The sequence below is a fragment of the Streptomyces sp. NPDC030995 genome (genome assembly GCF_055571215.1).
In genome coordinates this window covers 100,883-126,992 of sequence record NZ_JBVIFS010000013.1, presented here as the reverse complement: position 1 = coordinate 126,992, position 26,110 = coordinate 100,883, and the positions used below count along the sequence as shown (strand labels likewise).

27 protein-coding genes are annotated in these 26,110 nt (G+C 72.6%); 12 read left to right on the top strand and 15 right to left on the bottom strand.

All coding sequences use genetic code 11. The features are described from left to right. Window positions 1-46: 46 nt before the first annotated feature. Genes ACZ45T_RS20935 through ACZ45T_RS20920 form a run of 4 tightly spaced genes read right to left on the bottom strand, consistent with a single transcriptional unit; the run spans window position 47 to window position 3,270 of the window. Window positions 47-1,165: a hypothetical protein gene (locus ACZ45T_RS20935; protein ID WP_468443373.1), complete on the bottom strand. Its 1,119-nt coding sequence runs from the start codon at window positions 1,163-1,165 to the stop codon at window positions 47-49. 26 nt (window positions 1,166-1,191) lie between these two features. Continuing rightward, entirely contained in the window at window positions 1,192-1,776 is a 585-nt protein-coding gene (locus ACZ45T_RS20930; RefSeq protein WP_468443371.1) for an HD domain-containing protein, read from the bottom strand. A gap of 6 nt (window positions 1,777-1,782) precedes the next feature. After that, complete coding sequence (codA, locus tag ACZ45T_RS20925; RefSeq protein WP_468443369.1) at window positions 1,783-3,084, bottom strand: cytosine deaminase; 1,302 nt, start codon at window positions 3,082-3,084, stop codon at window positions 1,783-1,785. A gap of 18 nt (window positions 3,085-3,102) precedes the next feature. Then, the gene (locus tag ACZ45T_RS20920; protein WP_468443367.1) at window positions 3,103-3,270 is read right to left on the bottom strand and encodes a hypothetical protein; all 168 of its coding nucleotides are present in this window, start codon (window positions 3,268-3,270) and stop codon (window positions 3,103-3,105) included. A 101-nt stretch (window positions 3,271-3,371) separates the two neighbouring features. Here ACZ45T_RS20920 and ACZ45T_RS20915 point away from each other — a divergent pair, with 101 nt between their 5' ends. Then, the gene (locus tag ACZ45T_RS20915; RefSeq protein WP_468443365.1) at window positions 3,372-5,177 is read left to right on the top strand and encodes a S9 family peptidase; all 1,806 of its coding nucleotides are present in this window, start codon (window positions 3,372-3,374) and stop codon (window positions 5,175-5,177) included. Between the two features lie 34 nt (window positions 5,178-5,211). Beyond that, on the top strand, window positions 5,212-5,985 hold the full coding sequence (locus ACZ45T_RS20910) for an SURF1 family protein (protein WP_468443363.1): 774 nt from the start codon (window positions 5,212-5,214) through the stop codon (window positions 5,983-5,985). Between the two features lie 7 nt (window positions 5,986-5,992). Here ACZ45T_RS20910 and ACZ45T_RS20905 read toward each other — a convergent pair whose 3' ends face one another. The 7 genes from ACZ45T_RS20905 to ACZ45T_RS20875 form a co-directional block, all read right to left on the bottom strand. Continuing rightward, entirely contained in the window at window positions 5,993-7,078 is a 1,086-nt protein-coding gene (locus tag ACZ45T_RS20905; protein WP_468443361.1) for a hypothetical protein, read from the bottom strand. Beyond that, window positions 7,075-7,809, bottom strand: a complete 735-nt coding sequence (locus tag ACZ45T_RS20900; protein WP_468443359.1) for a SigE family RNA polymerase sigma factor — start codon at window positions 7,807-7,809, stop codon at window positions 7,075-7,077. The genes ACZ45T_RS20905 and ACZ45T_RS20900 overlap by 4 nt, the downstream gene beginning before the upstream one ends. Window positions 7,810-7,979: 170 nt before the next feature. Next, entirely contained in the window at window positions 7,980-9,053 is a 1,074-nt protein-coding gene (locus ACZ45T_RS20895) for an aspartate-semialdehyde dehydrogenase (protein WP_468443357.1), read from the bottom strand. Further along, on the bottom strand, window positions 9,050-10,324 hold the full coding sequence (locus ACZ45T_RS20890; protein WP_468443355.1) for an aspartate kinase: 1,275 nt from the start codon (window positions 10,322-10,324) through the stop codon (window positions 9,050-9,052). Before ACZ45T_RS20890 ends, ACZ45T_RS20895 begins: the two co-directional genes overlap by 4 nt. A 189-nt stretch (window positions 10,325-10,513) precedes the next feature. After that, window positions 10,514-11,161 carry a DUF5063 domain-containing protein gene (locus ACZ45T_RS20885; RefSeq protein ID WP_468443353.1) on the bottom strand — a complete coding sequence of 216 codons (648 nt, stop codon included), beginning with the start codon at window positions 11,159-11,161 and terminating at the stop codon, window positions 10,514-10,516. Further along, the gene (gene recR, locus ACZ45T_RS20880) at window positions 11,154-11,753 is read right to left on the bottom strand and encodes a recombination mediator RecR (protein WP_073917308.1); all 600 of its coding nucleotides are present in this window, start codon (window positions 11,751-11,753) and stop codon (window positions 11,154-11,156) included. The genes ACZ45T_RS20885 and recR overlap by 8 nt, the downstream gene beginning before the upstream one ends. Before the next feature lie 71 nt (window positions 11,754-11,824). Beyond that, entirely contained in the window at window positions 11,825-12,169 is a 345-nt protein-coding gene (locus ACZ45T_RS20875) for a YbaB/EbfC family nucleoid-associated protein (protein ID WP_468443350.1), read from the bottom strand. Window positions 12,170-12,424: 255 nt separating this feature from the next. Between ACZ45T_RS20875 and ACZ45T_RS20870 the strand changes: the two genes are divergently transcribed. Further along, window positions 12,425-13,171, top strand: coding sequence for an SLATT domain-containing protein (locus ACZ45T_RS20870; protein WP_468443348.1), 747 nt, complete (start codon window positions 12,425-12,427; stop codon window positions 13,169-13,171). A 240-nt stretch (window positions 13,172-13,411) separates the two neighbouring features. Here the strand turns inward: ACZ45T_RS20870 and ACZ45T_RS20865 are convergent, their stop codons facing one another. The 3 genes from ACZ45T_RS20865 to ACZ45T_RS20855 form a co-directional block, all read right to left on the bottom strand. Beyond that, window positions 13,412-14,062 (bottom strand): hypothetical protein, encoded by a 651-nt coding sequence (locus tag ACZ45T_RS20865; protein ID WP_468443346.1) that lies wholly within the window; start codon window positions 14,060-14,062, stop codon window positions 13,412-13,414. Window positions 14,063-14,186: 124 nt separating this feature from the next. Beyond that, window positions 14,187-14,852 carry a GntR family transcriptional regulator gene (locus ACZ45T_RS20860; RefSeq protein ID WP_468443344.1) on the bottom strand — a complete coding sequence of 222 codons (666 nt, stop codon included), beginning with the start codon at window positions 14,850-14,852 and terminating at the stop codon, window positions 14,187-14,189. Between the two features lie 206 nt (window positions 14,853-15,058). Further along, window positions 15,059-16,420, bottom strand: a complete 1,362-nt coding sequence (locus tag ACZ45T_RS20855) for an aminotransferase class III-fold pyridoxal phosphate-dependent enzyme (RefSeq protein WP_468443342.1) — start codon at window positions 16,418-16,420, stop codon at window positions 15,059-15,061. A gap of 255 nt (window positions 16,421-16,675) precedes the next feature. Between ACZ45T_RS20855 and ACZ45T_RS20850 the strand changes: the two genes are divergently transcribed. The 5 genes from ACZ45T_RS20850 to ACZ45T_RS20830 all read left to right on the top strand — a co-directional run bounded on the left by ACZ45T_RS20850 (window position 16,676) and on the right by ACZ45T_RS20830 (window position 21,068). Next, a complete protein-coding gene (locus ACZ45T_RS20850; protein WP_468443340.1) occupies window positions 16,676-17,305 on the top strand; it encodes a DJ-1/PfpI family protein in 630 nt (209 codons plus the stop codon). Next, window positions 17,298-17,780: a MarR family winged helix-turn-helix transcriptional regulator gene (locus ACZ45T_RS20845; RefSeq protein WP_468443338.1), complete on the top strand. Its 483-nt coding sequence runs from the start codon at window positions 17,298-17,300 to the stop codon at window positions 17,778-17,780. The genes ACZ45T_RS20850 and ACZ45T_RS20845 overlap by 8 nt, the downstream gene beginning before the upstream one ends. Before the next feature lie 575 nt (window positions 17,781-18,355). Further along, window positions 18,356-19,945, top strand: coding sequence for a serine/threonine-protein kinase (locus tag ACZ45T_RS20840; RefSeq protein ID WP_468443336.1), 1,590 nt, complete (start codon window positions 18,356-18,358; stop codon window positions 19,943-19,945). Between the two features lie 80 nt (window positions 19,946-20,025). Beyond that, entirely contained in the window at window positions 20,026-20,415 is a 390-nt protein-coding gene (locus ACZ45T_RS20835; RefSeq protein WP_468443334.1) for a nuclear transport factor 2 family protein, read from the top strand. 71 nt (window positions 20,416-20,486) lie between these two features. After that, the gene (locus ACZ45T_RS20830; protein WP_468443494.1) at window positions 20,487-21,068 is read left to right on the top strand and encodes a LysE family translocator; all 582 of its coding nucleotides are present in this window, start codon (window positions 20,487-20,489) and stop codon (window positions 21,066-21,068) included. A gap of 80 nt (window positions 21,069-21,148) precedes the next feature. On the opposite strand, the gene ACZ45T_RS20825 is transcribed toward ACZ45T_RS20830, so the two are convergent. Continuing rightward, on the bottom strand, window positions 21,149-21,625 hold the full coding sequence (locus tag ACZ45T_RS20825) for an HIT family protein (protein WP_468443492.1): 477 nt from the start codon (window positions 21,623-21,625) through the stop codon (window positions 21,149-21,151). A gap of 165 nt (window positions 21,626-21,790) precedes the next feature. On the opposite strand from ACZ45T_RS20825, the gene ACZ45T_RS20820 reads away from it, so the two are divergent. From ACZ45T_RS20820 to ACZ45T_RS20805, 4 genes are read left to right on the top strand one after another with little or no spacing between them, the layout of a single operon-like run. Continuing rightward, on the top strand, window positions 21,791-22,855 hold the full coding sequence (locus ACZ45T_RS20820) for an alpha/beta hydrolase (RefSeq protein ID WP_468443332.1): 1,065 nt from the start codon (window positions 21,791-21,793) through the stop codon (window positions 22,853-22,855). Then, window positions 22,848-24,038 (top strand): acyltransferase family protein, encoded by a 1,191-nt coding sequence (locus ACZ45T_RS20815; RefSeq protein WP_468443330.1) that lies wholly within the window; start codon window positions 22,848-22,850, stop codon window positions 24,036-24,038. Before ACZ45T_RS20820 ends, ACZ45T_RS20815 begins: the two co-directional genes overlap by 8 nt. Continuing rightward, a complete protein-coding gene (locus ACZ45T_RS20810) occupies window positions 24,031-25,392 on the top strand; it encodes a sensor histidine kinase (protein WP_468443328.1) in 1,362 nt (453 codons plus the stop codon). The genes ACZ45T_RS20815 and ACZ45T_RS20810 overlap by 8 nt, the downstream gene beginning before the upstream one ends. Beyond that, window positions 25,389-26,060 carry a response regulator gene (locus tag ACZ45T_RS20805; RefSeq protein ID WP_468443326.1) on the top strand — a complete coding sequence of 224 codons (672 nt, stop codon included), beginning with the start codon at window positions 25,389-25,391 and terminating at the stop codon, window positions 26,058-26,060. The genes ACZ45T_RS20810 and ACZ45T_RS20805 overlap by 4 nt, the downstream gene beginning before the upstream one ends. The last annotated feature ends 50 nt before the right edge of the window (window positions 26,061-26,110 follow it).

Sequence of the window (26,110 nt, the reverse complement as noted above, 5' to 3'; positions counted from 1 at the left end):
TCTTCCAGGATGCGGTGGCGAACCGTCGCCGGCAGTTCGGGCACCGCTACGAGCGCTCCAGGAGCTCGCGCCACAGACTCAGTTTCGGCGCCTCGGGCTTGTACGGCCCGCCGCCCGGGCGGATCGCACGGTAGCGGGACACCAGACGCTCGGCAGCGGCCGCCGTCGCGGCGGGCAGGCGGGAGGAGATGGCCTCGTCCCACCAGTACGCCGACTTGGGATCGTGGAGTTCGGTGAGCGGAAGCCCCCGGCAGGCCTCCCAGCACATCAGGGCGGAGGCGTAGGAGATGAGATGGCCGTGGCCCTGCTTGAGACGTGTGGGCAGGGTGTTCAGCGTGTCCTGCGCGCGCTGCCAGGCCTCGACCGCACGCACGACCCCGACCGGAGTCATGGCCTCATGGAAGAGGCTCTCGTACAGCGGGGAGGACATGTCGCTCCACAGCGCGTCCCGGCCCTCGGGGGTGGCCGCCAGGTTCGCGGCCTCCGGGAGGGGCAGGTGCGAGAGGCAGGCCAGGGCCTGGGTCACTTCGGCCATCGTGTAGTGCTCGCCCACCGGGCCGGTGGTGACCCCCCGCCGGGGGTCGAAGCGCCCCTTCTCCCAGTCGGCGTTCATCAGCCGGAAGATGTGCGGGCAGCGGATCAGGCGGTCCTGCCCCGTCGAGGGGTTCAGGTAGCTGTCGGCGGCGTCGTACAAGACCCGCGCCTGCCGGCGCGCCTGGCCGCAGAGGATCTCGATCCGGACGATCGCCTGGTCGAGGTTGGCGCTCGGCACTCGTCCGTAGCTGTGCGAGATGACGCTCAGGCGTTGCATGCCGTCGATGCACTCGGGCCCGATGAGCTGGATGAAGTCGGCGAAGCCACCGGGCTCCGGGATCCATTCCAGATTATCGGCTCCCAGCACGATCTGCCCGACGGCTCCGAATTCCTCGGGACGGTGCATGAGCATCGCGGCGAGCCGCAGGTTGGGTTCCGTGTCGGGCAAGTACCCGCGCTTGGCCCACAACCGGCGTGCGGCCTCCACGGAAGCCGCGAGCGGCACCAGGTCGGCCGCTCTGACATCCGCGACGTAGCCGCGGGTGAGCTGCGCGAATTTCAGTGGTCGAAACCCCAGAACCGGCGCGGATGCCAGAGGGTGCTCCGCCGAAGAGGAATTGATGTTCACCATTCCTCAACGCGGCAGTATCCGATGTGTCACGCATCCAGCGGGTTCGCCGCGATGCGGGTGGCCGCGCCGCCCGCGACATAGGCGGCCGCCGCGCACTCGGGCTTGCGGGCGGCCTGGTCCTCGACCAGGGCCAGGAAGGACGGGCCGAAGCCCGCCCGCGGGTGGGCCTTCAGCAGGGCCTCGGTGAAGGCAGGGTCGAATTCGGCCACGCGCAGGCCCGAGACGTCGGCGCTCGTGCCGACCTGGAGCAGGTGGCTCTCCACGTCCTCGGCCGCCGTCACGTCGTCCCGCATGTGCAGGACGATCACCTCTGCGGCGCGGGCCCGGCGGGCCGTCGGCCAGCCCAGGCCCGCCGTCAGGACGCGCGCGACATGGCCGCCCGCCTCCTCGAAGGGCAGGGTGTGGCTGTCGAAGGGCGCGGTCAGGCCCAGGTCGTGGAGCAGCGCGCTGACATAGAAGAGCTCTGCGTCGTAATCCAGGCCGTGCCGGGCGGCGTACTGCGCCCCGAAGGCGTAGGAGCGGACCGAGTGGTTCAGGAGCGCGGCGTCCGCGTACTCCGAGGCGATCTCGTAGGCAGCCAGGGCTGATGGTGAGTCAAGAGTCCACGTCATGGGGCGTCAGCGTAGGCGGCGTCCGAAGTCCACCTCGGACGGGGGCTCCCCCGGCCAGTTCAGCCGGGTCGGAGCCGGGGCCGTCTCGGCGAGGACCGACCCGCGCGAGACGACGTACCGGGGCCGGACCTGACGGCGGACGGCCTCCTCGGGCGACGGCACGGGGAGCAGGACGAAGGAGGCGGGCGCGCCCGCGGTGATGCCGTACTCCGCCCCGGACAGGCCCAGCACGCGCGCCGCACGGTCCGTCACCATCGAGAAGGCCACCGGGATCTCGTCCGCCCCGGTGAGCTGGGCGGCGTACAGCCCGACGAGGGCGGTCTGGAGCGGGTTGGCGGTGCCCAGCGCGTTCCAGGGGTCCATCACGTCGTCGTGGCCGAACGCCACGTTGACCCCGGCCGCCAGCATCTCCTTGACCTGGGTGAGGCCGCGCCGCTTGGGGTAGGCGTCGAAGCGCCCCTGGAGGCCCAGGTTGGCGAAGGGGTTGGAGACCAGGTTGATTCCGGAACGGGCCAGCAGCCGCTGGAGTTTGAAGCTGTACGCGCCGTTGTAGGAGCCCATGGCCGTCGTGTGCGAGGCCGTGGCCCGCTCGCGCAGGCCCGAGCGCAGGGCCAGGGTGGCCAGCACCTCCACGAAACGGGACTGCTCGTCGTCGATCTCGTCGCAGTGCGCGTCCACCCGCAGCCCGTGCTCCTCGGCCAGCGCGAAGGCCGTCCGCAGCGAGGCCACCCCGTCCTCGCGGGTGTCCTCGAAGTGCGGGATCGCGCCGACCACGTCCGCCCCGCGCGCGACCGCCTCGCGCAGCAGCGCCTCGCCCCCGGGGAAGGAGACGATGCCCTCCTGCGGGAAGGCCACGATCTGCAGGGTCATGAAGTCCCGCACCCGGTCGCGCACTTCGAGCAGCGCGTCGAGCGCGGTGAGGGACGGGTCGGTGATGTCGCAGTGGGTACGGACGTGCAGCACGCCCTGGGCGGCCTGCCAGCGCAGCACCTCGTCCGCCCGCTCGATCACGTCCTCGCGGGTCAGGGTCCGCTTGCGCTCGCTCCAGCAGGCGATGCCCTCCCAGAGGGTGCCGGAGGCGTTGGGACGCGGTTCGCCGACGGTCAGCGCCGTGTCGAGATGGATGTGCGGCTCGACGAAGGGGGCGCTGAGCAGGCCACCGTGGGCCTCGATGAGGACGCCGGTGGCCGGTGGTTCCTTCTGGTCGTCGTACGGGATGACGCGCGCGATGCGGCCGTCCTCCCCGACCTCGACGTCGGACAGGCCGGAGGTGTGGAGCAGCCGGGCGCCCCGGACGATCATCCGCATGGCGCCAGCGTACGGTCCCTAACCGCGCTTGGCCTGCGCCTTCTGCTGCATGCCCCGGGTCTTGGCGGAGAGCGACTGCGCGTCCCTGCCCGCGGCCTTCGCGCGGGCTTCGGCGGCCGTGTTCTTCGCGATCGCGCGCTCGGAGTCCTGGTGGAGGTGCCGGCCGGTACGGGCCTTCTTCGCCATGATCACTCCTCCTCGGAGCAGGGTTCAGGCGTACGGGTTCCACTGTGCGCCCATACGGAGCATTCGGCATCCCGGGGGCCGCTGCGGCCACAATGGGGCGCATGACCAGCGACAGCGAGATCACCCCCGAGATGCCCGACTGGGAGAAGCGGTTCCGGGCACCGCGTGTCGGCCTGCCCGAATGGGCCGAGGACGCCCCGGACCGTTCGCTCTTCGTCTCCAACGCGACCGGAACCTTCGAGCTCTACGCCTGGGACCGCACCACCGGCGCGCAGCGGCAGGCCACCGACCGCCCCAACGGCACCACCGACGGCGCCCTCTCCCCCGACGGGGAGTGGATCTGGTGGTTCTCCGACACCGACGGCGACGAGTTCGGCACCTGGGTGCGCCAGCCCTTCGCGGGCGGCCCCGACGAACCGGCCACGCCCGGCCTGGAGCCCTCGTACCCCGCCGGCCTGGCCATCGGCCGCGACGGGACGACGGTCGTCGGCCGCTCCACCGACGAGGACGGCTCGATCGTGCACGTGGTCCGGCCCGACGGGTCCGCGCCCACCGTGATCTACCGGCACCGGGAGTCGGCCGGCGTCGGCGACCTGTCCCACGACGGGACGCTCGTGGCCATCGAGCACACCGAGCACGGTGACGCCATGCACTCGGCCCTGCGCGTGCTCACCCTCGACGGGACGGGCGTCGCCGAGCTGGACGACTCGCGGGGCGGCGCCGAGGAGCTCGGCCTGGAGGTGCTCGGCTTCGCCCCGGTCGCGGGCGACACCCGGCTGCTCGTCGGCCACCAGCGCCGCGGCCGCTGGGAGCCGATGGTCTGGGACGTGGCCACCGGCGCCGAGCAGGAGCTCGCGATCGACCTGCCGGGCGATGTCAGCGCCGAGTGGTATCCCGACGGCTCCGCGCTGCTGGTCGTGCACAGCTTCGAGGCGCGCAGCGAGCTGTGGCGCTACGACCTGGCCGCCCGTGAGCTCGTACGGGTGGACACGCCGCCGGGGACGGTGTCGGGTGCCACCGCGCGGCCCGACGGGTCGGTGGAATACCTGTGGTCCTCGGCCGCCGAGCCCTCGTCCGTACGGTCCACCGCGGGCGGGACCGTCCTGGACCCGCCCGGCTTCCGGCCGCCCGGCTCGCTGCCGGTGCAGGACGTGTGGGTGGACGGCCCGGGCGGGCGGATCCACGCGCTCGCGCAGCGCCCGGTCGGCCACGGCGACGGCCCCTTCCCGACGGTCTTCGAGATCCACGGCGGGCCGACCTGGCACGACAGCGACGCCTTCGCGGCGGCCCCGGCGGCCTGGCTGGACCACGGCTTCGCCGTGGTGCGGGTCAACTACCGCGGCTCGACGGGCTACGGCCGCGAGTGGACGGACGCCCTCAAGCACCGGGTCGGCCTGATCGAGCTGGAGGACATCACCGCGGTCCGCGAGTGGGCCGTCTCCTCCGGCCTCGCGGACCCGGCGCGCCTCGTGCTGTCGGGCGGCTCCTGGGGCGGGTACCTGACGCTGCTGGGCCTGGGCACGCGGCCGGAGGCCTGGGCCGTGGGTCTGGCCGCCGTACCGGTCGCGGACTACGTGACGGCGTACCACGACGAGATGGAGGCGCTGAAGGCCCTGGACCGCACCCTCTTCGGCGGTACCCCGGAGGAGGTCCCGGACCGCTTCGAGGCCTCCTCGCCGCTGACGTACGTGGACGCGGTGAAGGCCCCCGTGCACATCGCCGCGGGCGTCAACGACCCGCGCTGCCCGATCCGGCAGATCGACAACTACGTGGACCGGCTCGCGGCGCGCGGGGCGGTGCACGAGGTGTACCGGTACGACGCCGGGCACGGCTCGCTGGTGGTGGAGGAGCGGATCAAGCAGGTCCGGATGGAGATCGAGTTCGCCCTGAAGCACCTGCCCCGCTAGGGGGCTTCCGGTGCGCCCCCCGTACGGTGGTGGGGTGCACCGGTTTCTCCTGACCCCGCGCTGGTGGGGGATCAACGTCTTCGTCGCGCTCGCCGTTCCCTTCTGCCTGTTCATGGGGTCCTGGCAGCTCGGCCGGTTCGAGGACCGCGTCGCCAGCCACCGGGAGGCGACCGCCGAGCGGCCCACCGACCAGGCGGCCGCGCCCCTGGACTCGCTGCTTCCGGTGGACAAGAAGACCTCCGGACGGCTGGCTGCCACGTCCGGGGAGTACGGCGAACAGCTGCTGGTGCCCGAGCGGCGGCAGGACGGCGCGTCCGGCTTCTACGTCCTGACCCTGCTGAAGACCGACTCCGGCAAGGCCGTCCCGGTGGTCCGGGGCTGGCTGCCGGGGGCGGCCGACCCGGCGAAGGCGCCCGCCCCGCCGACCGGCCGCGTCGAGGTCACCGGGGCCCTGCAGGCCTCCGAGAACTCCGGCACCAAGGGGGTCCACTCCCAGGGCGGCCTCCCGGCCGGGCAGCTCGGGGTGATCGGGGCGGCCTCGCTGGTCAACATCGTCCCGTACGACCTGTACGACGCCTGGCTGACCGTGCAGACCCCGGCGGACGGGATGGTTCCGGTGCCCGCGCAGGCTCCGGTCAACACCGGTCTCGACCTGAAGGCCTTCCAGAACCTCGGCTACACCGGCGAGTGGTTCGTCTTCGTCGCCTTCGTGCTCTTCATGTGGTTCCGGCTCTACCGGCGCGAGGTGGAGACCCTCCGCGACGCGCAGGCGGGCCTGCTGGAGCCCGAGCCCGAGCCCGCCTCCTGACCGGGGCCTACTCGGCCACCGGGATCGCGCCCGTGCGGTAGACCGTGCCGCCGCAGGCCTGCGGGATCGTCGTCTGCGTCGTGTGGGAACCCGTCGGCGGGGTGTGCGAGACCTCGACCCCGCTCGGGGCGGCCGGGGGCGTGGCCCCCTTCTGCGTTTCGGCGCCCGACCCGCTGCCCTCCGGCGCCGTGCCCGTCGCCGCGTCGGCAGGAGGCTTCGGGTCGCCGCCCGAGGTCGCCGCGGGACAGGGGTCCCCCGACGGCACCCACGCGAAGCGGACCTCGTACGCGGTGTTCGGCGACAGCATCAGGACCGGATCCTGGACCCGCGGATCCGGCAGCAGACCGCTCGCCGCATCTCCCGCAGTATGGCCGACCACCGGGACCCCGGCGGCGCCCTGGCCCGTCGCGACGCCGACCGCCGTCACGCTGTCCTGGCCGGTGACGGCGCAGCCCTGCGCCGAGACGTTGGTGACCTTGAAACTGCCGTACACCTTGCCGTCGGGCTCCGGGGCGCGGGCCGAGCCCACCACCCCCAGCTGCGCGGCGCCGCACACCGGCACTCCCGGCGCGGCCACCGGCGGCATTGGCCCGGAGCCCAGGGCCGGACCGGACGAGCCGGCGGAACCGCCCGAGGTCGCGGTGCCCGCCCCGCCCGCCGTCAGACCGCCGGCCGGGGAACCGCCCGCGGCGGCGTCCGGCTGCCCGGTGACACCGCCCGCGGCCGGGTCGCCGCCGAGGGAACCGCTGGACTTCGGCTGGGCCCCCGCTCCGTTCTGATGCGGGTCGGACGGGACCGCGCCCGGCTTGTCACCGGAGTGCGCGCCGTGCCCCGCCATGGCCGGGTGGTCCGTGGGCGTGCCCTCGCCCCCCGTCAGGTGCAGGGCGGCCGGGATCCCGGCCCCGGCGAGCAGCGCCACCGCGGCGGCGCCCACGAAGGCCTGGCGCCGCAGGGTCCGGCGCGCGGGGACGGCGTACCGCAGTCGCTCCAGCGCGCCCGCGGAGGGCTCCAGTCCCTCGACGGCCCCGTGCAGCAGGCCCCGCAGGGCCTCTTCCTCGCTCGCCCCGCCCGGCGGAGTGTGGTCGTCCCTCATGACTGCGCAGCCTCCATCGCCACCCTCAGCGCGGCAATGCCCCGCGATCCGTACGCCTTCACCGAGCCGAGCGATATCCCGAGCGTCTCGGCGACCTGGGCTTCCGTCATGTCCGCGAAGTAGCGCAGTACCAGCACCTCGCGCTGGCGGCGCTGGAGTCCGCGCATCGCCTTGATCAGATCGTCCCGCTCCAGCTGGTCGTACGCGCCCTCTTCGGCGCTCGCCATGTCCGGCATCGGCTTCGACAGCAGCTTCAGGCCGAGGATGCGCCGGCGCAGGGCGGAGCGCGAGAGGTTCACGACGGTCTGGCGCAGGTACGCCAGGGTCTTCTCCCGGTCGCGGACCCGGCTCCGCGCCGAGTGCACGCGGATGAAGGCCTCCTGGACCACGTCCTCGCAGGAGGCGGTGTCGTCGAGGAGCAGTGCGGCCAGGCCGAGCAGTGAGCGGTAGTGCGCCTGGTAGGTGGCCGTGAGGTGGTCGACGGTGGTGCCGGCCACCACCTCGGCCGTCTCGCCCTTGCCGCTCCCGCCCGCTTCAGCGCTTTCGCGCGGTGCGGGCACGAGACCGCCCCGGATCGGCACGGCGGTCCGTACGGGCGCCTCGGACGTCCCCGTCGGCGGGACGGGCACGATCACGGGAAGACCGCCGCCGGGCGCACGCAGGCCCCGGCGCGACGGGATGATCCCGGTGCGCGCCGGTAGGACGGCCCATTCGAGAAGTGCCTCTGCCACGCCTGTAGGACACGCGTCCCCCCGTCAGGGTTGTACGCGCGAGGCACCCTCACCAGAAAGATCCCCATTGCCCTCATGCGTACCCGCTCTTCCCGATTGCCCCGTCTTATCGAGACGGCGGTCGGGCCATCACCTTGATCAAGGGATCAGCACCGATCCTACAAAGCGAATTACGCAAATTCACCCGCGATCAGTTCCGCGATCTGCGTGGCATTCAGGGCAGCGCCCTTGCGGAGATTGTCGGCGCACACGAAGAACTCCAGGGCGTGGCGGTCGTCGAGCGAGGCCCGCACCCGCCCCACCCAGGCCGGATCCGTCCCGGCGGCGTCCACGGGGGTGGGGAACTCCCCCGCGGCGGGGTCGTCCACGAGCACCACACCGGGTGCGGCCTCCAGGATCTCGCGGGCGTGCGGGGCCTCCACCTCGCGGTCGAACCGGGCCCGCACGGTCAGCGAGTGCCCGGTCAGCACCGGCACCTGTACGCAGGTCACCGCCACCGGGAGCTCCTCCAGCTGGAGGATCCGGCGCGTCTCCCCCCGTACCGCCAGCTCGTGCGAGGACCAGCCGTCGGCGCGCAGCTCGCCGGACCACGGCACGACGTTGAGGGCGAGCGGAGCCGCGAAGGGGCCGGTGTCCTCGCCCACGGCACGGCGTACGTCACCGGTCTGCTCGCCGAGGGAGGTCCCGGCGACCAGCGACAGCTGGCGGCGCAGCGCCTCGGATCCGGCCCGGCCCGCGGCGCTCGCGGCCTGGTACGAGGACACCACCAGCCCGGAGAGGGAGTACTCGGCGTGCAGCGCGCCCAGGGCCGCGATCATGGCGGCGGTCACGCAGTCCGGGCCGGCGACGATCCCGCGCGGCCGGATCCGTACGGCGTGCCCGTTGACCTCGGGCACCACCAGCGGGACCTCGGGGTCCTCCCGGAAGGCGGCGGACTGGTCGACGACGGCGGCGCCGCGCGCGGTGACGACGGGAGCCCACCGGGCCGAGACCTCGGCCGGGGTCAGGAAGAGTGCGACGTCGCCCGGACCGAGGCCGTCGAAGGCGTCCTCGGTGAGGGCGAGCACCTCGACCTCCTCCGCGCGGACGGCCAGCACGCGGCCGGCCGAGCGCGCGGAGGCGATCAGGCGGATGTCGCCCCAGACGTCCGCCCGCTGGGACAGGATCTGGAGCAGGACACTGCCCACCGCTCCGGTCGCCCCGACCACGGCGAGCGCCGGGGCGGAGGACCGGGCCCGGGTCATCGTCCGGTGCCTCCGTAGACGACGGCCTCGTCGCTGTCGGAGTCGAGGCCGAAGGCCGTGTGCACGGCGCGGACGGCCTCGTTGACGTCGTCCTGGCGGGTCACGACCGAGATGCGGATCTCCGAGGTGGAGATCAGCTCGATGTTGACGCCCGCGTCGGACAGCGCCTGGAAGAACGAGGCGGTGACGCCCGGGTTCGTCTTCATGCCCGCGCCGACCAGGGAGATCTTGCCGATCTGGTCGTCGTAGCGCAGGGAGTCGAAGCCGATCGCGCCCTTCGCCTTCTCCAGGGCGTCGATGGCCTTGTGGCCTTCGGTCTTCGGGAGCGTGAAGGAGATGTCGGTGAGGCCCGTCGAGGCCGCAGAGACGTTCTGCACGATCATGTCGATGTTGATCTCGGCGTCCGCGATGGCGCGGAAGATCGCCGCGGCCTCACCCGGCTTGTCCGGGACGCCGACGACCGTGATCTTCGCTTCGGAGACGTCGTGAGCGACTCCGGAGATGATGGCGTGCTCCACCTGCTCGTCCCCTTGAGGCTGTTCGTTGCTGACCCAGGTTCCGCGCAGCCCCGAGAAGGACGAGCGGACGTGGATCGGGATGTTGTATCGGCGTGCGTACTCGACACAGCGGTGCAGCAGCACCTTGGAACCGGAGGCCGCGAGCTCCAGCATGTCCTCGGAGGAGATCCAGTCGATCTTCTTGGCCTTCTTCACGACGCGGGGATCCGCGGTGAAGACGCCGTCGACGTCGGTGTAGATCTCGCAGACCTCGGCGTCCAGCGCCGCGGCCAGCGCCACGGCGGTGGTGTCCGAGCCGCCGCGGCCGAGGGTGGTGATGTCCTTGGAGTCCGCGGACACGCCCTGGAAGCCGGCGACGATGGCGATGTTGCCCTCGTCCAGCGCGGTGCGGATACGGCCCGGCGTGACATCGATGATGCGCGCTTTGTTGTGGACCGAGTCGGTGATCACGCCTGCCTGGCTACCGGTGAACGACTGGGCCTCGTGGCCCAGGTTTTTGATCGCCATGGCCAGCAGGGCCATGGAGATCCGCTCTCCGGCGGTCAGCAGCATGTCGAATTCGCGCCCGGCAGGCATCGGGGAAACCTGCTCGGCGAGATCGATCAGCTCGTCCGTCGTGTCGCCCATCGCGGACACCACGACGACCACTTGGTGGCCGTTCTTCTTGGCATCCACGATCCGCTTGGCGACACGCTTGATGCCTTCGGCATCGGCTACGGAGGAGCCTCCGTACTTCTGCACGACAAGGCCCACGTGCGCTCCTCGCTCAGTCCGTCTCATTGCTGGTGCAGTCTAACGAGCGACCGCGATCCGACCGCTTCGTACCACATCATGAGACGAAAGGATCAAAGAATGGGTTCCCGATCCTGGCGGCCACTTGCGGCGCGCGGCGGTCACCACGGTCGTCTGCGGTCACTCACGACTACTCACGATGACTCACGGTCACTTGCGGCCGAGGCCGCCGAGCTCCTCGGCCATCACCTGTCCGGCCTGCTCCGCCAGGTCGTCCTCGGCCAGGTCCTCGTCCGTGTCCAGGCCGTCGAGCGCGGCCAGCGGCTGGTCCAGGCGTACGTGCGCGATCAGCGACTGGAGGGCGCGCAGGGTGGCCGAGGCCGTCGGGCCCCAGTTGGTGAAGTACGAGAACTGCCACCACCACAGCGCCTCGGTGATCCGGCCCGCCTGGTGGTGGATGAGCCCGTGCCGCAGGTCCGCGACCACGTCGGCCAGGTCGTCGGAGATCCGGTGGGCCACCGGGGCCTTGCGCGGCTCGTACGGGTCGAAGACCTCGGAGTAGACGTCGACCGGCTCCAGCATCAGCGCGAACCGCTCGCGCAGGTCGTCCACGTCCGGCTCCGGGCCGAGGTCGGGCTCGTACCGCTCGTCGGGCAGCACGTCCTGGTACGCGCCCAGCCGGCCGCCCGCCAGCAGCAGCTGGGAGACCTCCAGGAGGAGGAAGGGCACGGCGCTGTCCGGGTCCTCGCCCTTGGCCACCTCGGTGACCGCGACGATGAACGACTCGATCTGGTCCGCGATCGACGCGGCGAAGTCGTCCGGATCCTGTCCCAGGGCGTGCAGCGTTGCGTCAGACATCGAGAAGTCGCCTTCCTTCAAAGGCCCGCCCGAGCGTGACCTCGTCCGCGTACTCCAGATCTCCCCCGACGGGGAGCCCGCTGGCCAGGCGGGTGACCTTCAGGCCCATGGGCTTGATCATGCGGGCGAGGTAGGTGGCGGTCGCCTCGCCCTCCAGGTTCGGGTCGGTGGCGAGGATCAGCTCGGTCACCTCGCCGTCCGCCAGGCGCGTCAGCAGCTCGCGGATGCGCAGGTCATCGGGGCCGACGCCCTCGATCGGGCTGATGGCCCCGCCGAGGACGTGGTACTTGCCCCGGAACTCGCGGGTCCGCTCGATCGCGACGACGTCCTTCGGCTCCTCGACGACACAGATGACCGTCGTGTCCCGGCGCGGGTCGCGGCAGATGCCGCACCGCTCCTCCTGCGCCACGTTCCCGCACACCGCGCAGAACCGGACCTTGTCCTTGACCTCCAGCAGCGCGTGCGCGAGGCGGCGGACGTCGGTGGGCTCGGCCTGCAGGATGTGGAAGGCGATCCGCTGCGCGCTCTTGGGCCCGACGCCGGGCAGCCTGCCCAGTTCGTCGATCAGGTCCTGAACCACGCCTTCGTACAACGGACTGCCTTCTCTCGTTTTTCGTTCGGGTGCGGGTGCGGGTGGGGGCTCGCGGGCGGGTGGGGGTGGGACTAGAAGGGAAGGCCGGGGATACCGCTGCCGCCGCCCAGGCCCTGGGCCAGGGGGCCCAGCTTCTGCTGCTGGAGTGCTTGGGCATTCTCGTTGGCCGCCTGGACCGCCGCGACCACCAGGTCGGCGAGCGTTTCCGTGTCGTCGGGGTCCACTGCCTTGGGGTCGATCACCAGTGCGCGCAGCTCACCGGAGCCGGTGACGGTCGCCTTGACCAGACCGCCGCCGGCCTGGCCCTCGACCTCGGTCCGCGCGAGCTCCTCCTGGGCAGCCGCGAGATCCTGCTGCATCTTCTGTGCCTGCTGGAGCAGCTGCTGCATGTTGGGCTGGCCACCACCGGGAATCACAGGGCACTCACTCCATACTGTCGGGACGCTTGGTCAATCCGAGCCTACGTGCTCCTCGGGCGCCGCGCCCTACGCCGAGAGGACCAACTCTTTCGAGTGAGAGACGGGGCGTGCGCGTACCTGATGGAGACCTCCTTGCGGGCGGAAATCCTGGGAATCGTTGCCCATCGCGCGTCATTCGAAGGTAGGAAGAGCATGCGCATCATTGCGCACACGCGCACCACCACACGTCAGCGCAGGCAGAGGGAGTGCCGGGTGAGCCAGCCGGAGATGCAGCCCGAGGGGCCACCCCGGGATCCCCGGGAGGAAGCGGGCGGACCGATGGCGGCGGGCGATCTGACCGGCCGGCCGTTCCCCCTCGGGGACTGGGGCGAGCCCGCCGAGCGGCTCGACGAGCTCTACCGGCGGGTCGAGGCCGATGCGCTGCGCACCGCCGAGTGGTACCTGTCCGACCGGGCGTGGAAGCGTAGGGGCGCGCGCGTGCTGCGCGTCGGCGCGGCCGCGGGCGCCGTCGTGGGCGCCGCGATGCCGCTGCTGGAACTGACGGGCTCGGCGCCGGGCGCGTCGACGTACGGCTACCTGTCCCTGCTGCTGGGCGCGGCCTGCCTGGCCTGCGACCGGTTCTTCGGGCTGACCTCGGGCTGGATGCGCGACGTCGCCACCGCCCAGGCGGTGCAGCGCCGCCTCCAGACGCTCCAGTTCGACTGGGCGTCGGAGAACGTACGGGAGGTGCTCGGCCCGACGGAGGGTACGGCGAGCGAGGCGGCGGAGCGCTGCCTCACCGTCCTGCGGCGCTTCTCGGAGGACGTGACGGAGCTCGTACGCTCCGAGACCGCGGAGTGGATGGTGGAGTTCAGCTCGGGCCCCGCACCGCTGGTCATGCAGTCCCTGGGCGCGGCCGGTGCCCGCTCGGACGCGTACGTCCCCCCGGCCCGCTTCCCCCTCCCCCCGGGCACCCGCCCGAACATGCCCCGCCAACGCCCCCCGGAACAACCCCGCTGACGACCCCGCCGACGCCCTCCTTCAGCCCCGCCGGCACCTCTTCAGCCCCGCCGGCGTTTGAGGCGCGAGGTCCGGGGCGGAGCCCGACATTCCAGCCCCGCCGGCGTTTGAGGCGCGGGGTCCGGGGCGGAGCCCCGGGATACGGAGAAAGGGCGGGGCGGGGAGAGGCTCCGCGCAGCGGCACCCCGCACCCGCCCCAGGCCCCGGCACGGCACGGCCCAGCCCGGCCACGGCACGGCGTCAGCTGAAGATGATCATCGACCCCTGCCCCAGACTCCGCGTAGCAGCCGCATGCAGCCCCAGCCACACATGCCGCTCCCGCGCGAACGGACTCTCGTCATGAGGCATCGGCCCCGCCGGCTCCTCCAGCAACGTCGGCCGCCCGGGCGGCGCCGGCGCCGCCGGCGGATTCCCCGGGTCTATCCCGATCGCCGGCGCCACGAACGCCAGCTCCCGCAGCAGCCCCTGCGCGGACCCCAGCGGCCCGCCCCCGGCCAGCAGCTCCTCGTTCGCCAGCGGAGCCACGAAGTCCACCGGGACGTACGCCCCCGCGTGGTCGTAGTGCCACACCAGGTGCGACTGCTGCGCCGTGGGCTCGAACATCTCCAGCAGCTGCTCGTAGTCCCCGCCCAGCTCGTCCACCGGGGTCACCGGCAGCCCGCAGATCTGGAGCAGGTACGCCCGCCTCAGGAAATGCAGGGCGTCGTAGTCGAAGCCGGCGACCGGGGCGACGTCCCCGCTCAGGCCCGGCATGTACGCGAACACGGGCACGGACGGCAGCCCGGCCTCGCCCAGCGCCTTGTCGTACGAGGCGATCTCTTCCGCGAAGGGGTTGTCGGGGCTGTGGCACAGCACGTCGACAAGGGGGACCAGCCACAGGTCACAGGCCACGCGGGCTCCGATCAGTCGTTGCCGCCGATCGAGCCAGCGTAGTGTGCCGAACACCCTCCGCGAAGGGGTGCGCAGAACCTCGGGCCCGCCTGATCCGCGGGACGGCCCTTGAAGGACGCAGGCCCTAAATCCGCGCGGCCCACTCCAGCGCGTGCTGGTTGTACCCCGCCACGATCCGCCGTACCTCGTCGGCGTCCGCCAGCGTCACCGCGTCCACCAGGTCGCTGTGCCCGTCCCACAGGTCCGCCCGCAGCCGCGGCTCGCGCTGGAGGTGGGGTACGGCGAAGACCCAGCACTGCACGCGGATGCGGTGCAGGAATTCGGAGATGTAGGTGTTGGCGACGAGCCCGCTCAGCTCGCGCCAGAAGCGCAGGTCGTAGCCGATCAGCACTTCGAGCGAACCGCTCTGCGCGGCCCGCCGCGCCTCCTCGGCCCGGCGGCGCACCGACACCAGCATCTCGCCGGAGCCGGGGGCGGTGCCGCGCTCGGACAGCCGGCGGAAGATCCCGTCCACGACCAGCGAGCGGGCCTCGATCATTCCCCGGAAGTCGTCCACGGTGAAGATCCGCACGCGGAAGCCGCGGTGCTGGACCAGTTCGAGCAGCCCCTGGGCCGAGAGGTCCACCAGCGCCTCGCGCACGGGGGTCGCGGAGACCTCGTACTGCTCGGCGATCTGCTTGACGGTGAACTCGGTCCCCGGCGGCAGACGTCCCGCGAGCACCTCGTCACGCAGCGCGTCCGCGATCTGCTGGCGAAGTGTGTTGCGGGTGACAGCGCCGCTGCCTGGCATAGGGGTCCGTCTCCTGTCGTAGAGCTTCGGACACCATAGGCCAGACAGCGAGGCCGAAACCGAGCGGTTGGTGATCGGTATGCGGATTTACGCCCCGTTATGCGGACGTGAACCGGCCATGCGGGCCGGGTGCCGCGGTGCGGGCGGTGGGCCCGCCCGGCCGCGGGCCCACCGGCCCGCGGCCAGGCGGGCCTCGGGACCGCGGCCTAGCCGGCCGTGGTGTGCCGGTCGGCGACCGTCAGCGCCTCGTCCAGCAGGGCCAGCCCCTCCTTGGCCTCCGCCTCCGAGATGTTGCACGGGGGGACGACGTGGGTGCGGTTCATGTTGACGAAGGGCCACAGACCGGACGCCTTGCAGGCGGCCGCGAATTCGGCCATCGGCGCGTTGTCCGCCCCGGCCGCGTTGTACGGGACCAGCGGCTCGCGCGTCTCCTTGTCCCGTACGAGCTCCAGCGCCCAGAAGGTGCCCAGACCGCGGACCTCACCGACCGACGGGTGCCGCTCGGCGATCTCGGCGAGCGCCGGGCCGATCACGTTCCCGCCGAGGTGGGCGGCGTGCTCGACGATGCCCTCCTCCTCCATCGCGTTGATCGTCGCGACGGCCGCGGCGCAGGCCAGGGGGTGACCGGAGTACGTCAGTCCGCCCGGGTAGGGGCGCGTGGCGAAGGTCTCGGCGATGGCGGCGGAGATGGCGACGCCGCCGAGCGGGACGTAGCCGCTGTTCACGCCCTTGGCGAAGGTGATCAGGTCGGGGGTGACGCCCCAGTGGTCGGCGGCGAACCACTTGCCGGTGCGGCCGAAGCCGGACATGACCTCGTCCAGGATGAAGACGATGCCGTGGCGGTCGCAGAGCTCGCGCACTCCCGCGAGGTAGCCGGGCGGCGGGGTCATGATCCCGGCGGTGCCGGGCACGCTCTCCAGGATGATCGCCGCGATGGTCTGCGGCCCCTCGAAGGCGATGGTGTCGGCGAGGTGGGCGAGGGCGCGGGCGCACTCCTCGGCCTCGGTGGTGGCGTGGAAGGCCGAGCGGTAGAGGTACGGGCCCCAGAAGTGCACGACGCCGGCGGAGGCCGTGTCGGAGGGCCAGCGGCGCGGGTCGCCGGTCAGGTTGATCGCGGCGGCGGTGGCCCCGTGGTACGAGCGGTAGGTGGAGAGCACCTTGGCGCGGCCGGTGTGCAGACGGGCCATGCGGACGGCGTTCTCGACGGCCTCGGCGCCGCCGTTGGTGAAGAAGATCTTGTCCAGGTCGCCGGGGGTGCGCTCGGCGATGAGGCGTGCGGCCTCGGAGCGGACGTCGACGGCGAAGCCGGGCGCGAGGGTGCAGAGCCGGGCGGCCTGCTCCTGGATGGCCGCGGTGACCTTGGGGTGCTGGTGGCCGATGTTGGTGTTGACCAGCTGGGAGGAGAAGTCGAGGAAGCGGTTGCCTTCGTAGTCCCAGAAGTACGACCCCTCGGCCCCGGCGACGGCGAGCGGGTCGATCAGGGCCTGGGCGGACCAGGAGTGGAAGACATGCTTCCGGTCTGCGTCCTTCACTGCGGCAAGAGTGTGCGAGGTGACATGAGGGGTCATGTCGTCACGCTAGAAGTGCGCAGGTGGGGAGGGATATCGGCGGACTGTATGGGGGTGGGGGGCCGGTCTCGGCAGTCTGTCTGCGCACGGACGCCTGTTCAGTCCATTGACAGCATACTGTCGACATGACAGTCTCTTGTCATAAGGCGCTCCGTGAACCACTCGCTGGACCACCCCTGGACCACCCCCTGAACCACCCTCTGGACCAGCCCCTGGAGCCCTCACCGAGCCGGATCGACGCTGGAGGCGAACACCATGAGCGAGACCCCGCGCAAGCCCGTCCACCTCGCGGTCTACGACACGTACGCGGACTGGGAGACCGGCCACACCACCGCCCACCTCACCCAGCGCGGCCACGTCGTCCGTACCGTCGGCTTCGCCGCCGAGCAGCCGGTCACCACGATGGGCGGCGTCCGCGTCCTGCCCGACATTGCCCTGGCCGATCTGCGGCCGGCGGACTCCACCCTGCTGATCCTCACCGGCGCCTCGCTGTGGGACACGAGCGAGGAGCTGGCGCCCTTCGCGGCGAAGGCGAGGGAGTTCCTGGAGGCCGGGGTACCGGTCGCGGCCATCTGCGGGGCCACCGCCGGCCTCGCCCGCGAAGGCCTGCTGGACGGCCGTGCCCACACCAGCGCGGCCTCCTTCTACCTGGCGCCGCAGCCGGGCTACGCAGGCGCCGAGAGCTACGTCGAGGCCGACGCGGTCACCGACGGCGACCTGATCACGGCGGGGCCGACGGAACCGGTGGCCTTCGCCCGCGAGGTCTTCACCCGCCTGGACGTCTACAAGCCGGACGTCGTGGACGCGTGGTACCGGCTCTTCCACGACTCGGACGCGAGCGCGTACCCGGTCCTGATGGCGGCGGCGGAGGCGGGCGATGCCTGAGTCGCAGCCGCCCGGGTCCACCCGGGCCCGGCAGGACCTGCTGAGCCGCACGGCGCTCGGGGTGTTCCGGCTGAACGGCCAGTTCCTCTCCGTCTCGGAGGAGCTGGCCCGGCCGGCCGGGCTGACGGCGGCCTGGTGGCAGGTGCTCGGCGCGGTGCTGCGGGAGCCGCTGCCCGTCGCGGGCATCGCCCGGACCATGGGGATCACCCGGCAGAGCGTCCAGCGCATCGCGGACCTGCTGGTCGCCAAGGGCCTGGCCGAGTACGCCCCGAACCCGGCCCACCGCCGGGCGAAGCTGCTGCGCCCGACGGAAGAGGGCCGCGCGGCGGTGTCCCGCATCGGCCCGGGCCACGCAAACCTGGCCACCCGCCTCGCGGCGGAACTGGGCGACCCCGCCTTCGCCGAAACGGTCCGCGTCCTGGAACGCCTGGCAACGGCCCTGGACACCCTGACGACCCCGCCCGACACCCCCTGAGCGCAAGCCCAGCCCCTAAGCCCCAACCCGGCTCCGCCGGACCAAATCCAGCCCAGCGGCACCCCCTCCAACCCCGCCGGCGCTTGAGGGTGCGGGCCCGGGGCGGAGCCCCAATCCTTCAGCCCCGCGGCACCCTCCAGTCCCCGCCGCACCCCCCACCGCACCCTCCAGCCCCACCGCACCCTCCAGCCCCGCCGCACCTTCCAGCCCCGCCGGCGTTTGAGGCGCGGGGCCCGGGGCGGAGCCCCAATCCTTCAGCCGCGCGGCACCCTTCAGCCCCGTGGCACCCTCCAGTCCCACTGCACCCTCCACCCCCGCCGCACCCTTCAGCCCCGCCGGCGTTTGAGGCGCGGGGCCCGGGGCGGAGCCCCGATCTTTCAGCCTCGCCGACATATGGGGGCGCGGGGCCCGGGGCGGAGCCCCGATCATCCAGCCCCGCCGGCGCTTGAGGCGCGGGGGCCCGCAGCGAAGCCCAGCGGCGGCGACGCCCCCGCGAGCAACCGCCCGGCTCCCCCAACCGTCCTTCCCTGCTGAGCCGTTCGGCCAGCGCTCCGCAGGGGAGGGGACCACCCGGCATGGAACAACTGCACCCGCACGACCCCCACCACATCGGCCCCTACCGCCTCCTCTCCCGCCTCGGCTCCGGCGGCATGGGCCGGGTCTACCTCGCCCGCTCCGACCGCGGCCGAACCGTCGCCGTGAAGCTCATCCACCACGACCTCGCCACCCGCGAGGAGTTCCGCATCCGCTTCCGCCACGAGGTCGCCGCCGCCGCCCGCGTCGGCGGCGAATGGACCGCCCCGGTCCTCGACGCCGACACCGAGGCCGAGACCCCCTGGTTCGCCACGGGCTACGTCGCCGGTCCGAGCCTCCGCCAAGTCGTGGCCCACGACTTCGGCCCGTTGCCCGGCGGTTGCGTACGGATCCTGGCCGCGGGCCTCGCGTACGCCCTCCAGGACATCCACCGCGCCGGCATCGTCCACCGCGACCTGAAGCCCTCGAACGTCCTGATCACCCTCGACGGCCCCCGCGTCATCGACTTCGGCATAGCCCGCGCCCCAACCGGCCCCGACGCCGGCAGCCACGCCGGCCTGACCCACACCGGCCTGACCCGCGCCGGCGAACTCATCGGCTCCCCCGGCTTCATGGCCCCCGAGCAGATCCGCGGCCAGCCGGTCACCGCCGCCTGCGACGTCTTCTGCCTCGGCGCGGTCCTCGCGTACGCGGCCACCGGGCGACTTCCCTTCGGCGACGCGGAACAACCCGGCGGCCTGGCCGCGCTCCTGCTTCGCAGCACCGAAGCGGAACCGGACCTGGCCGGCGTACCGGCCGAGCTGCACGGCCTCGTACGGGACTGCCTGCACCGGGATCCCGCGGCCCGCCCGGGACCCGCCGAGGTGCTGGCCCGGGTCGGCGCGGGCGACACCGTGGCCGACGGGAGGCCCCTGGAGCCGTGGCTTCCGGCCCCGTTGGTGGCGCAGCTCGGGCGGCACGCCGTACGGCTGCTGGACCGTGAGGACGCCGGTCCGGACCGCCCGCCACCCGCGCCGCCCCCGGCCCCGCCGCTCCCGCCGCCCGCCTACTCCGCGTACACCCCGTCCTCCCCGTACGCGCCGCCGGAACCGGAACCGCCGCCCCGCCCCCGGACCGCGTCCACCGCGTTCCTCCTCGCGGTGGCCACCGTCGTCGCCGTCCTGTCCGCCGGCACGGTGTACGCGGTGATGAGCGGAGCCGAGGACCCCCGACCGCCCGCCGCCGGTTCCCGTACGCCGACCACCGCGGCAACCCCCCTCACGACCCCCACCACCCTCGCCACCCTCGCCACCCCCAACACCCCCACCACCGCGAGCCTGCCGGAGGCGTACCTCGGCACCTGGCAGGCCACCCAAGGCAGCCGGACCTGGCGGCTCACCCTCACCCGCGGGGCGGTCGGCGACCCGGTGATGTCCCTCGCCGTCCAGGACCCCGGCTTCGCCTGCGCCTGGACGGCGCCCCTGCGCACCGCCCCCGATCCCGTGGAGCTCGGCGCCTCCACCGTCACCTCCGGCACCCCGCCGACCTGCACACCGGGCGGCTGGAGCGTGCTCCGGCTGCTGCCCGACGGCACCCTCCGTCGGGAGCTGGCGGGCGGCGACGATCCCCCGCTCGTGTACCGCAGACCGTGACGGGAGCCGTTTGTGTCGAAGTCAATAAGCCTGCAAGCAAAGCTTGTTGCGTGTAACGGCGCTGTCGGACACTGCGGCACATGGAGCCGTTGAAGGTAGTGGCACAACTGTGGGAGCGAATCGAGGCACGCGACTGGGACGGCGTGGCCGGGCTCATCGCCGAGGACGCGGTCATCGAATGGCCCGTGAGCGGTGAGCGCATCGTGGGGCGCGCCAACTTCATAGCCGTGAACAGCGACGACGGCTACGCGGACGAGAGATCCGTGGAACTCCTGCGGATCCTGGCGGACGGGGACCTCGTCGTCACCGAGGTGGAGATACCTCAGGACCACGTGGTCTACCGGGCCGTCTCCCTGTGGACCGTACGGGACGGGGAGATCGTGGAGGCGAGGGAGTACTGGACCAGCCCCGGCCAGGACCCGGCTCCCCGCTGGCGGTCGGGCTACGTCGAGCGCCTGGTGGCAGACTGAGCCGCGTGCTCACCGCTCTGCTCGGCGCGACCGGCGTCCTGGCGCTCCTCACCGTCGTTCCCGGAGCCGACATGGCGATCGTCACGCGGCGGGCCGTCACCCGGGGGCGCGGCGACGGGCTGCGCACGGTCGCCGGGATCGCCGTCGGGCTGCTGATCTGGGGCGCCCTGACCGTGGCGGGGCTCGCGGCGCTGCTCGCCGCCTCGGCCGAGGTGTACCTGGTGGTGAAGCTCGCGGGCGCCGCGTACCTGTGCTGGCTCGGCATCCGGTGCCTGCGCGGGCCGGGGGCGGAACCCGGCGCGGAACGCGGCACGGAGCTCGGCGCGGAGCGGGCTGGCGACCGGCCGGAGGCAGGCGACGGCGGCGGCGGTGCCTGGCGGACCGGCCTGGTCGCCAACGTGCTCAATCCCAAGATCGCCGTCTTCTACACCGGGCTGCTGCCCACCCTCGCCCCGCCGGGCCTGCGGCCGACGGCCGGCATGGCGCTGCTGGTCCTGATCCACGTACTGCTGACGCTGGTCTGGCTGGGCACGTACGTGTACGTCCTCTCGCGCGCCCGGCGGTTCTTCGCGCGGCCGCGCGTCCGGCGGGCGCTGGACCGGACGACGGGTGTCGTCCTGATCGGCTTCGGCGTGCGCGTGGCGACGACGTGACGACGTAACGGCGTGACGGCGTGACGACAGCGCGGCGTGACCGCGTGCCCGCGTGATGGCGTGACCGGGCCGCGAGCCCCTCAGACCTCGCCGAGCCGGTCCAACTCCTCCCCGATGGCGGCCCGCAGGGCGTCGTGGCGGGGTCCCAGCGCGTGCCGCTCACCACGCCAGGACTCCTCCCCGTACAACCACACGGGCAGCCGGACGCGGTCGGCGGGCTCCCAGTCGTAGCGGGGCCAGATGTGGGCGTGGAGATACGGGTCGGTGTTGCCGAGGATCTCGATGTTCACCCGGAGGAAGGCCGGATCGAGGCGCAGGCAAGCCCGTTCGACGGACTCGGCGAGCCGCTCCATGTCGGAGAGGTACGCGGCCCTGCGCGCCCGGGGGAGGTCGGAGAGCCGGGTCACGGCCGGGTCGTCGGTGAGCAGTACCGAGTACCCGGGCAGGAACTGCCGGTCCCCGATGACGGCGAAGCCCGAGTCGAGGCGGCGCAGGACCGTGGGGTTTTCGCCGCGGTGCGCACTGCCTATGCGGTCGTGGCGCCAGTCGTCGTCAATCATCCCTGGACCCTAACCGCCTGTCTTCCTCGTAGCCCTCGTCATACCTGAGAGCTACATGGCAATACCGCTCCATGGCGTGACGCCGACCACGGGCCTCGATTCCTAACTTCGGTAGCAGAGAAGAACGCTGACTGCTCTTCCGGACGACCGAGGGAACGCACCATGACGACGGGGACGACGGAGACGACGGGAACAACGGGGACGACGGGCACCGCCGAGGCGACTGGCGCGGCGGGGACGACCGGCACGGCGCCCGCCGCCGGGACCGCACGGTCCGGCCGTGACCGTGGCCGTGGCCGTCTGCGTCGCACCCTGCTCGCCACCCTGGTCGCCGGGGCCGTGGTGTTCCCCGTATCAGCCGCCGCGTCCCCCGATGTCCCCGCTCCCGCGCCGGCGGCGTTCGCCGAGGACGCCGCTCCCCACAGCCGGTACTCCGCCAACCGCGCCAATCTCGCCGAGGCGGCCCGTATGGCCCAGGAGGCCGACCGCACCGGCCGGGCCGCCAAGCTCCGCACCATGGAGGCGGCCGGAGCCGCCCAGTTCCTCGCCTTCGACGGCCGCGGCAAGGGCCGGGCCGTCGAGGTGTTCGGCGAGCTGGAGACCGCCGACCGGGTCACGGTCCTGGTGCCCGGGTCCGACACGACGCTCGACACCTACCAGAGGTTCCGTGCCGGGGCCGTCGCCCTCCAGCAGCGCCTCCAGGCCGAGCATCCGCGCTCGGCCGTGGTGGCCTGGCTCGGGTACGACACCCCCGGCACGGTCAGCACGACCGTCCTGACCGCCGACCGCGCCGACGAGGCCGCCGCCGAACTGGCGCCCTTCCTCGACCGGTTGGTGGACATGGCGGGGCCCGGCGCCCGTCTCTCCCTCCTGTGCCACTCCTACGGCTCCGTGGTCTGCGCCCGGACCACGACCGGGCCCGCGGTCAGCGACGTGGCCCTGTTCGGCAGCCCGGGTACGGGGTCCGATTCCGTGCGGGAGCTGGCGACCGGAGCCCGGGTCTGGGCCGGGCGGGGCACCGGCGACTGGATAGCCAACGTCCCGCACGTCCGGCTCGGGGCGATCGGCTTCGGCGCCGACCCCGTCGACCCGGCCTTCGGAGCACGGGCCTTCTCCGCCGGCGCGGCCGGGCACAGCGACTACCTCAAGCCGGGCACCGAGTCCCTCGACAGCCTGGCCGCCATCGTCCTCGGCACCACCCCCGACTCGGAGGCCACCCATGCATGAGCTCCGCGCCCGTTGGGCCGTCCTGGCGGCGGGCATCGACAGGGCCACCCCGGCCGACCGTGACCGGACCGTGGACGCGCTGCGGGCCTTCGCGATCCTCGGCGTGGTGCTCGGCCACTGGCTCGTCACCGCCCTCACCGCCAGGGACGGCGGGCTGCACACCACCAGCCCGCTGGCGCACATGAGCTGGCTGGCCCCGGTGTCCTGGGTGTTCCAGACGCTGGCGGTCTTCTTCCTCGTCGGCGGTCATGTCGCCGCCCGCGGGTACGCGACGGCGCGCAAGCGAGGAGTGTCGTACGGCGCCTGGGTGGGGCAGCGGCTGGGCCGGCTGTTCCGTCCGGTCGCCGCGGTACTCACCCTCTGGCTGGTCGTGGTGGGCGGGATGCTGGTCGGCGGGGCGGAGCTGGACACCGTCCGGACGCTGGTGAAGCTGGTGCTGTCGCCGCTGTGGTTCCTGCTGGTGTTCGCCGCGCTGACCGCCGCGACCCCGCTCGTGGCCCGGCTCAACCCGCTGTGGCCGCTGGCCGTGGTGGCAGGCGTCGACGTGTGGCGGTTCGGGTTCGCGGGGCCCGAGTGGATCGGCTGGGTCAATGTGGCCGCCGGCTGGCTCGTCCCCTTCACCCTGGGCGCCGCCTGGTCCCGCGGGGCCTTCGTCGGGCCGAAGCGCCCCCTGCTCCTCCTCGGTGCGGGCACCGCGGCCACGGTCGCGCTGATCGTGTGGGGCGGGTACCCGGCGTCCATGGTGGGTGTCCCCGGTGCCCAGATATCGAATCTCAACCCGCCGACGCTCGCCGCGGTTTCGTTCGGACTGGCCCAGTGCGGTCTGGCCCTCCTGGTGCGGGAACCCCTGGCCCGGGCCATGCGGCGGCCTGAAGCCTGGGCGAAGGTGGCTCTGGTAAACCTCTCCGCCATGACGATCTTCCTGTGGCACCAGACCGCCATGATGGCCGTCACCGCCCTCGGACTGCTGGTCTCGACCGACCTGCCCGGACTGCACACCGTGCCCGGCTCGGCGGACTGGATAGCCGCCCGACTGCTGTGGCTGCCGGTGTTCGCCGCCGCGCTGGCCCTCTGCTGGGCCGCGTTCCGTACGTACGAGCAGCCCAAGCGCACCCGGCAGGCCGTCGTACCCGCCAGCCGCCGCGCTCGCCTCGCCCCCGTCAAGGAAAGCGTCCATGCCTAGGCTGGCCGATGTGAAAGAGCAGCGCGCGCCCCTGGCCGAACCTTCGCCCGCCGGCCCCGTCAAGGGCCGCGCCCCGGCCCAGCCGCTGGTCCGGGAGCTGTTCACCCTGCGGCGGGATCCCCTTCCGAGGATGTCCCGGCCCCGGTGGCTGGCCAGGCTGCCGCATGCACTGGTCGTCTATGCGGCCGTGTTCTTCGGCTTCCTCACCACCGAACAGCTCCAGGACCACTACCACGTCACGGGCGGCCCTCCGCTGGTGCTCGCGATCATGACCGGCGCATCCATCCTCCTCGCGATGTCCCGGCCCATCGCCGCCTGGTGGCTCGGCCTGATCACGGCGGGCCTGATGGCCTGGGCGCTCTACGGTCACGTCGGCCAGGGACAGACCTGGCCCTGGACGCCCGGCGGGATGTTCGCGTTCGCCCCGCTGCTGTTGCTGGTCGCCCTGCGGGTGCCCGCCCGGACGACGATCTGGGTCGTCGGCATCTCGGTCGCCTACACCGGGCTGGCCGAGTTGTCCTTCAGGCCGGACAACAACACGAGCACCGCCGTGGGAGCCACCCTCCTCTTCGGCTTCGTGGGCCTCCTCGGGTACGCGCTGCGCGCGCTGCGGCTGGCCCGCGGCGAACTGGTCCAGCAGGAAACCCTCACCGAGGCGGAGCGGGCCCGGCGCACCCTGCTGGAGGAGCGCAGCCGGATCGCCCGCGAACTGCACGATGTCGTCGCGCACCACATGTCGGTGATCTCCATCCAGGCCCAGGTCGCCCCGCACCTCGTGGAGAACCCGTCCGAGGAGCTCATGGAGAATCTGGCCGGCATCCGGGAGAACGCGCTGGAGGCCCTGACGGAGCTGCGGCGGGTGCTGGGCGTGCTGCGCTCCGAGCATCCGGACGATCCGGCGGCCCCGCAGCATCCGCAGCCCACCCTGGCCGAGTTGGAGGGCCTCGTGGACAACGTGCGGGGGGCCGGCCTGGACGTCACCGTCGAGATCGCGGGCGCCCGGCGGCCGCTGACCCCGGGCGTGGAGCTCACCGCGTACCGGATCGTGCAGGAGGCACTGAGCAACTGCCTGCGCCATGCTCCGGGTTCGCAGGTGGAGGTCGGCATCGCGTACGGGCCGAGCGACCTGTACCTGTGCATCGCGAACACCGCGCCGACCCGGCCGGCCCCGCCCTCCCACGGTGCGGGGCACGGGCTGCTCGGGATGCGGGAGCGGGCGGGCATGCTGGGGGGCGAGCTGGCAGCCGGCCCGCGCCCCGACGGCGGGTACGAGGTGGGCGCCGTACTCCCGATGGATCCGCAGAACCTGCCCGTCGGCCCCGAGCCCGACCACGAACCGAAGAAGGCACCATGAGCACCCCGATCAAGGTGATGATCGCCGACGACCAGATGATGGTCCGGCAGGGCTTCACCGTGCTTCTCAACGCCCAGCCCGACATCGAGGTCGTGGGCCAGGCCGTGGACGGGGCGGACGCGGTGGGCAAGGTCGCAGAACTGGCGCCGGACGTGGTCCTGATGGACATCCGCATGCCGGGGATGGGCGGGATCGAGGCCACGTCCGTCATCACCGGCGTGCCTGGCGCCACGGTGAAGGTGCTGGTGCTGACCACCTTCGATCTCGACGAGTACGTGTACGAGGCGCTGCGGGCCGGTGCCTCCGGGTTCCTGCTCAAGGACGCCTCGGCCGACCAGCTCGCCGAGGCGGTGCGCGTGGTGGCGGCCGGGGAGGCGCTGCTCTCACCGAACATCACGAAGCGGCTGATCACGGAGTTCTCCCGGCTGGGGGCGCCGCGCGCCCCTTCGCGTGCCCGCATCGACGAACTGACCGAGCGGGAGACGGAGGTGCTGTCGCTCGTGGCCCAGGGCCTGTCGAATGCGGAGATTGCCGCGCATCTGACCGTGGCGGAGCAGACGGTGAAGACCCATGTGGGGCGGATCCTGGTGAAGCTGGGTCTGCGGGACCGTACACAGGCGGCGGTGTTCGCGTACGAGACGGGTCTGGTCCGTCCGACGGGCTACTGACCTGACCCGTGTAGTACTTGAGGGGGACCCCGTGAAATCCCCATCAGCGG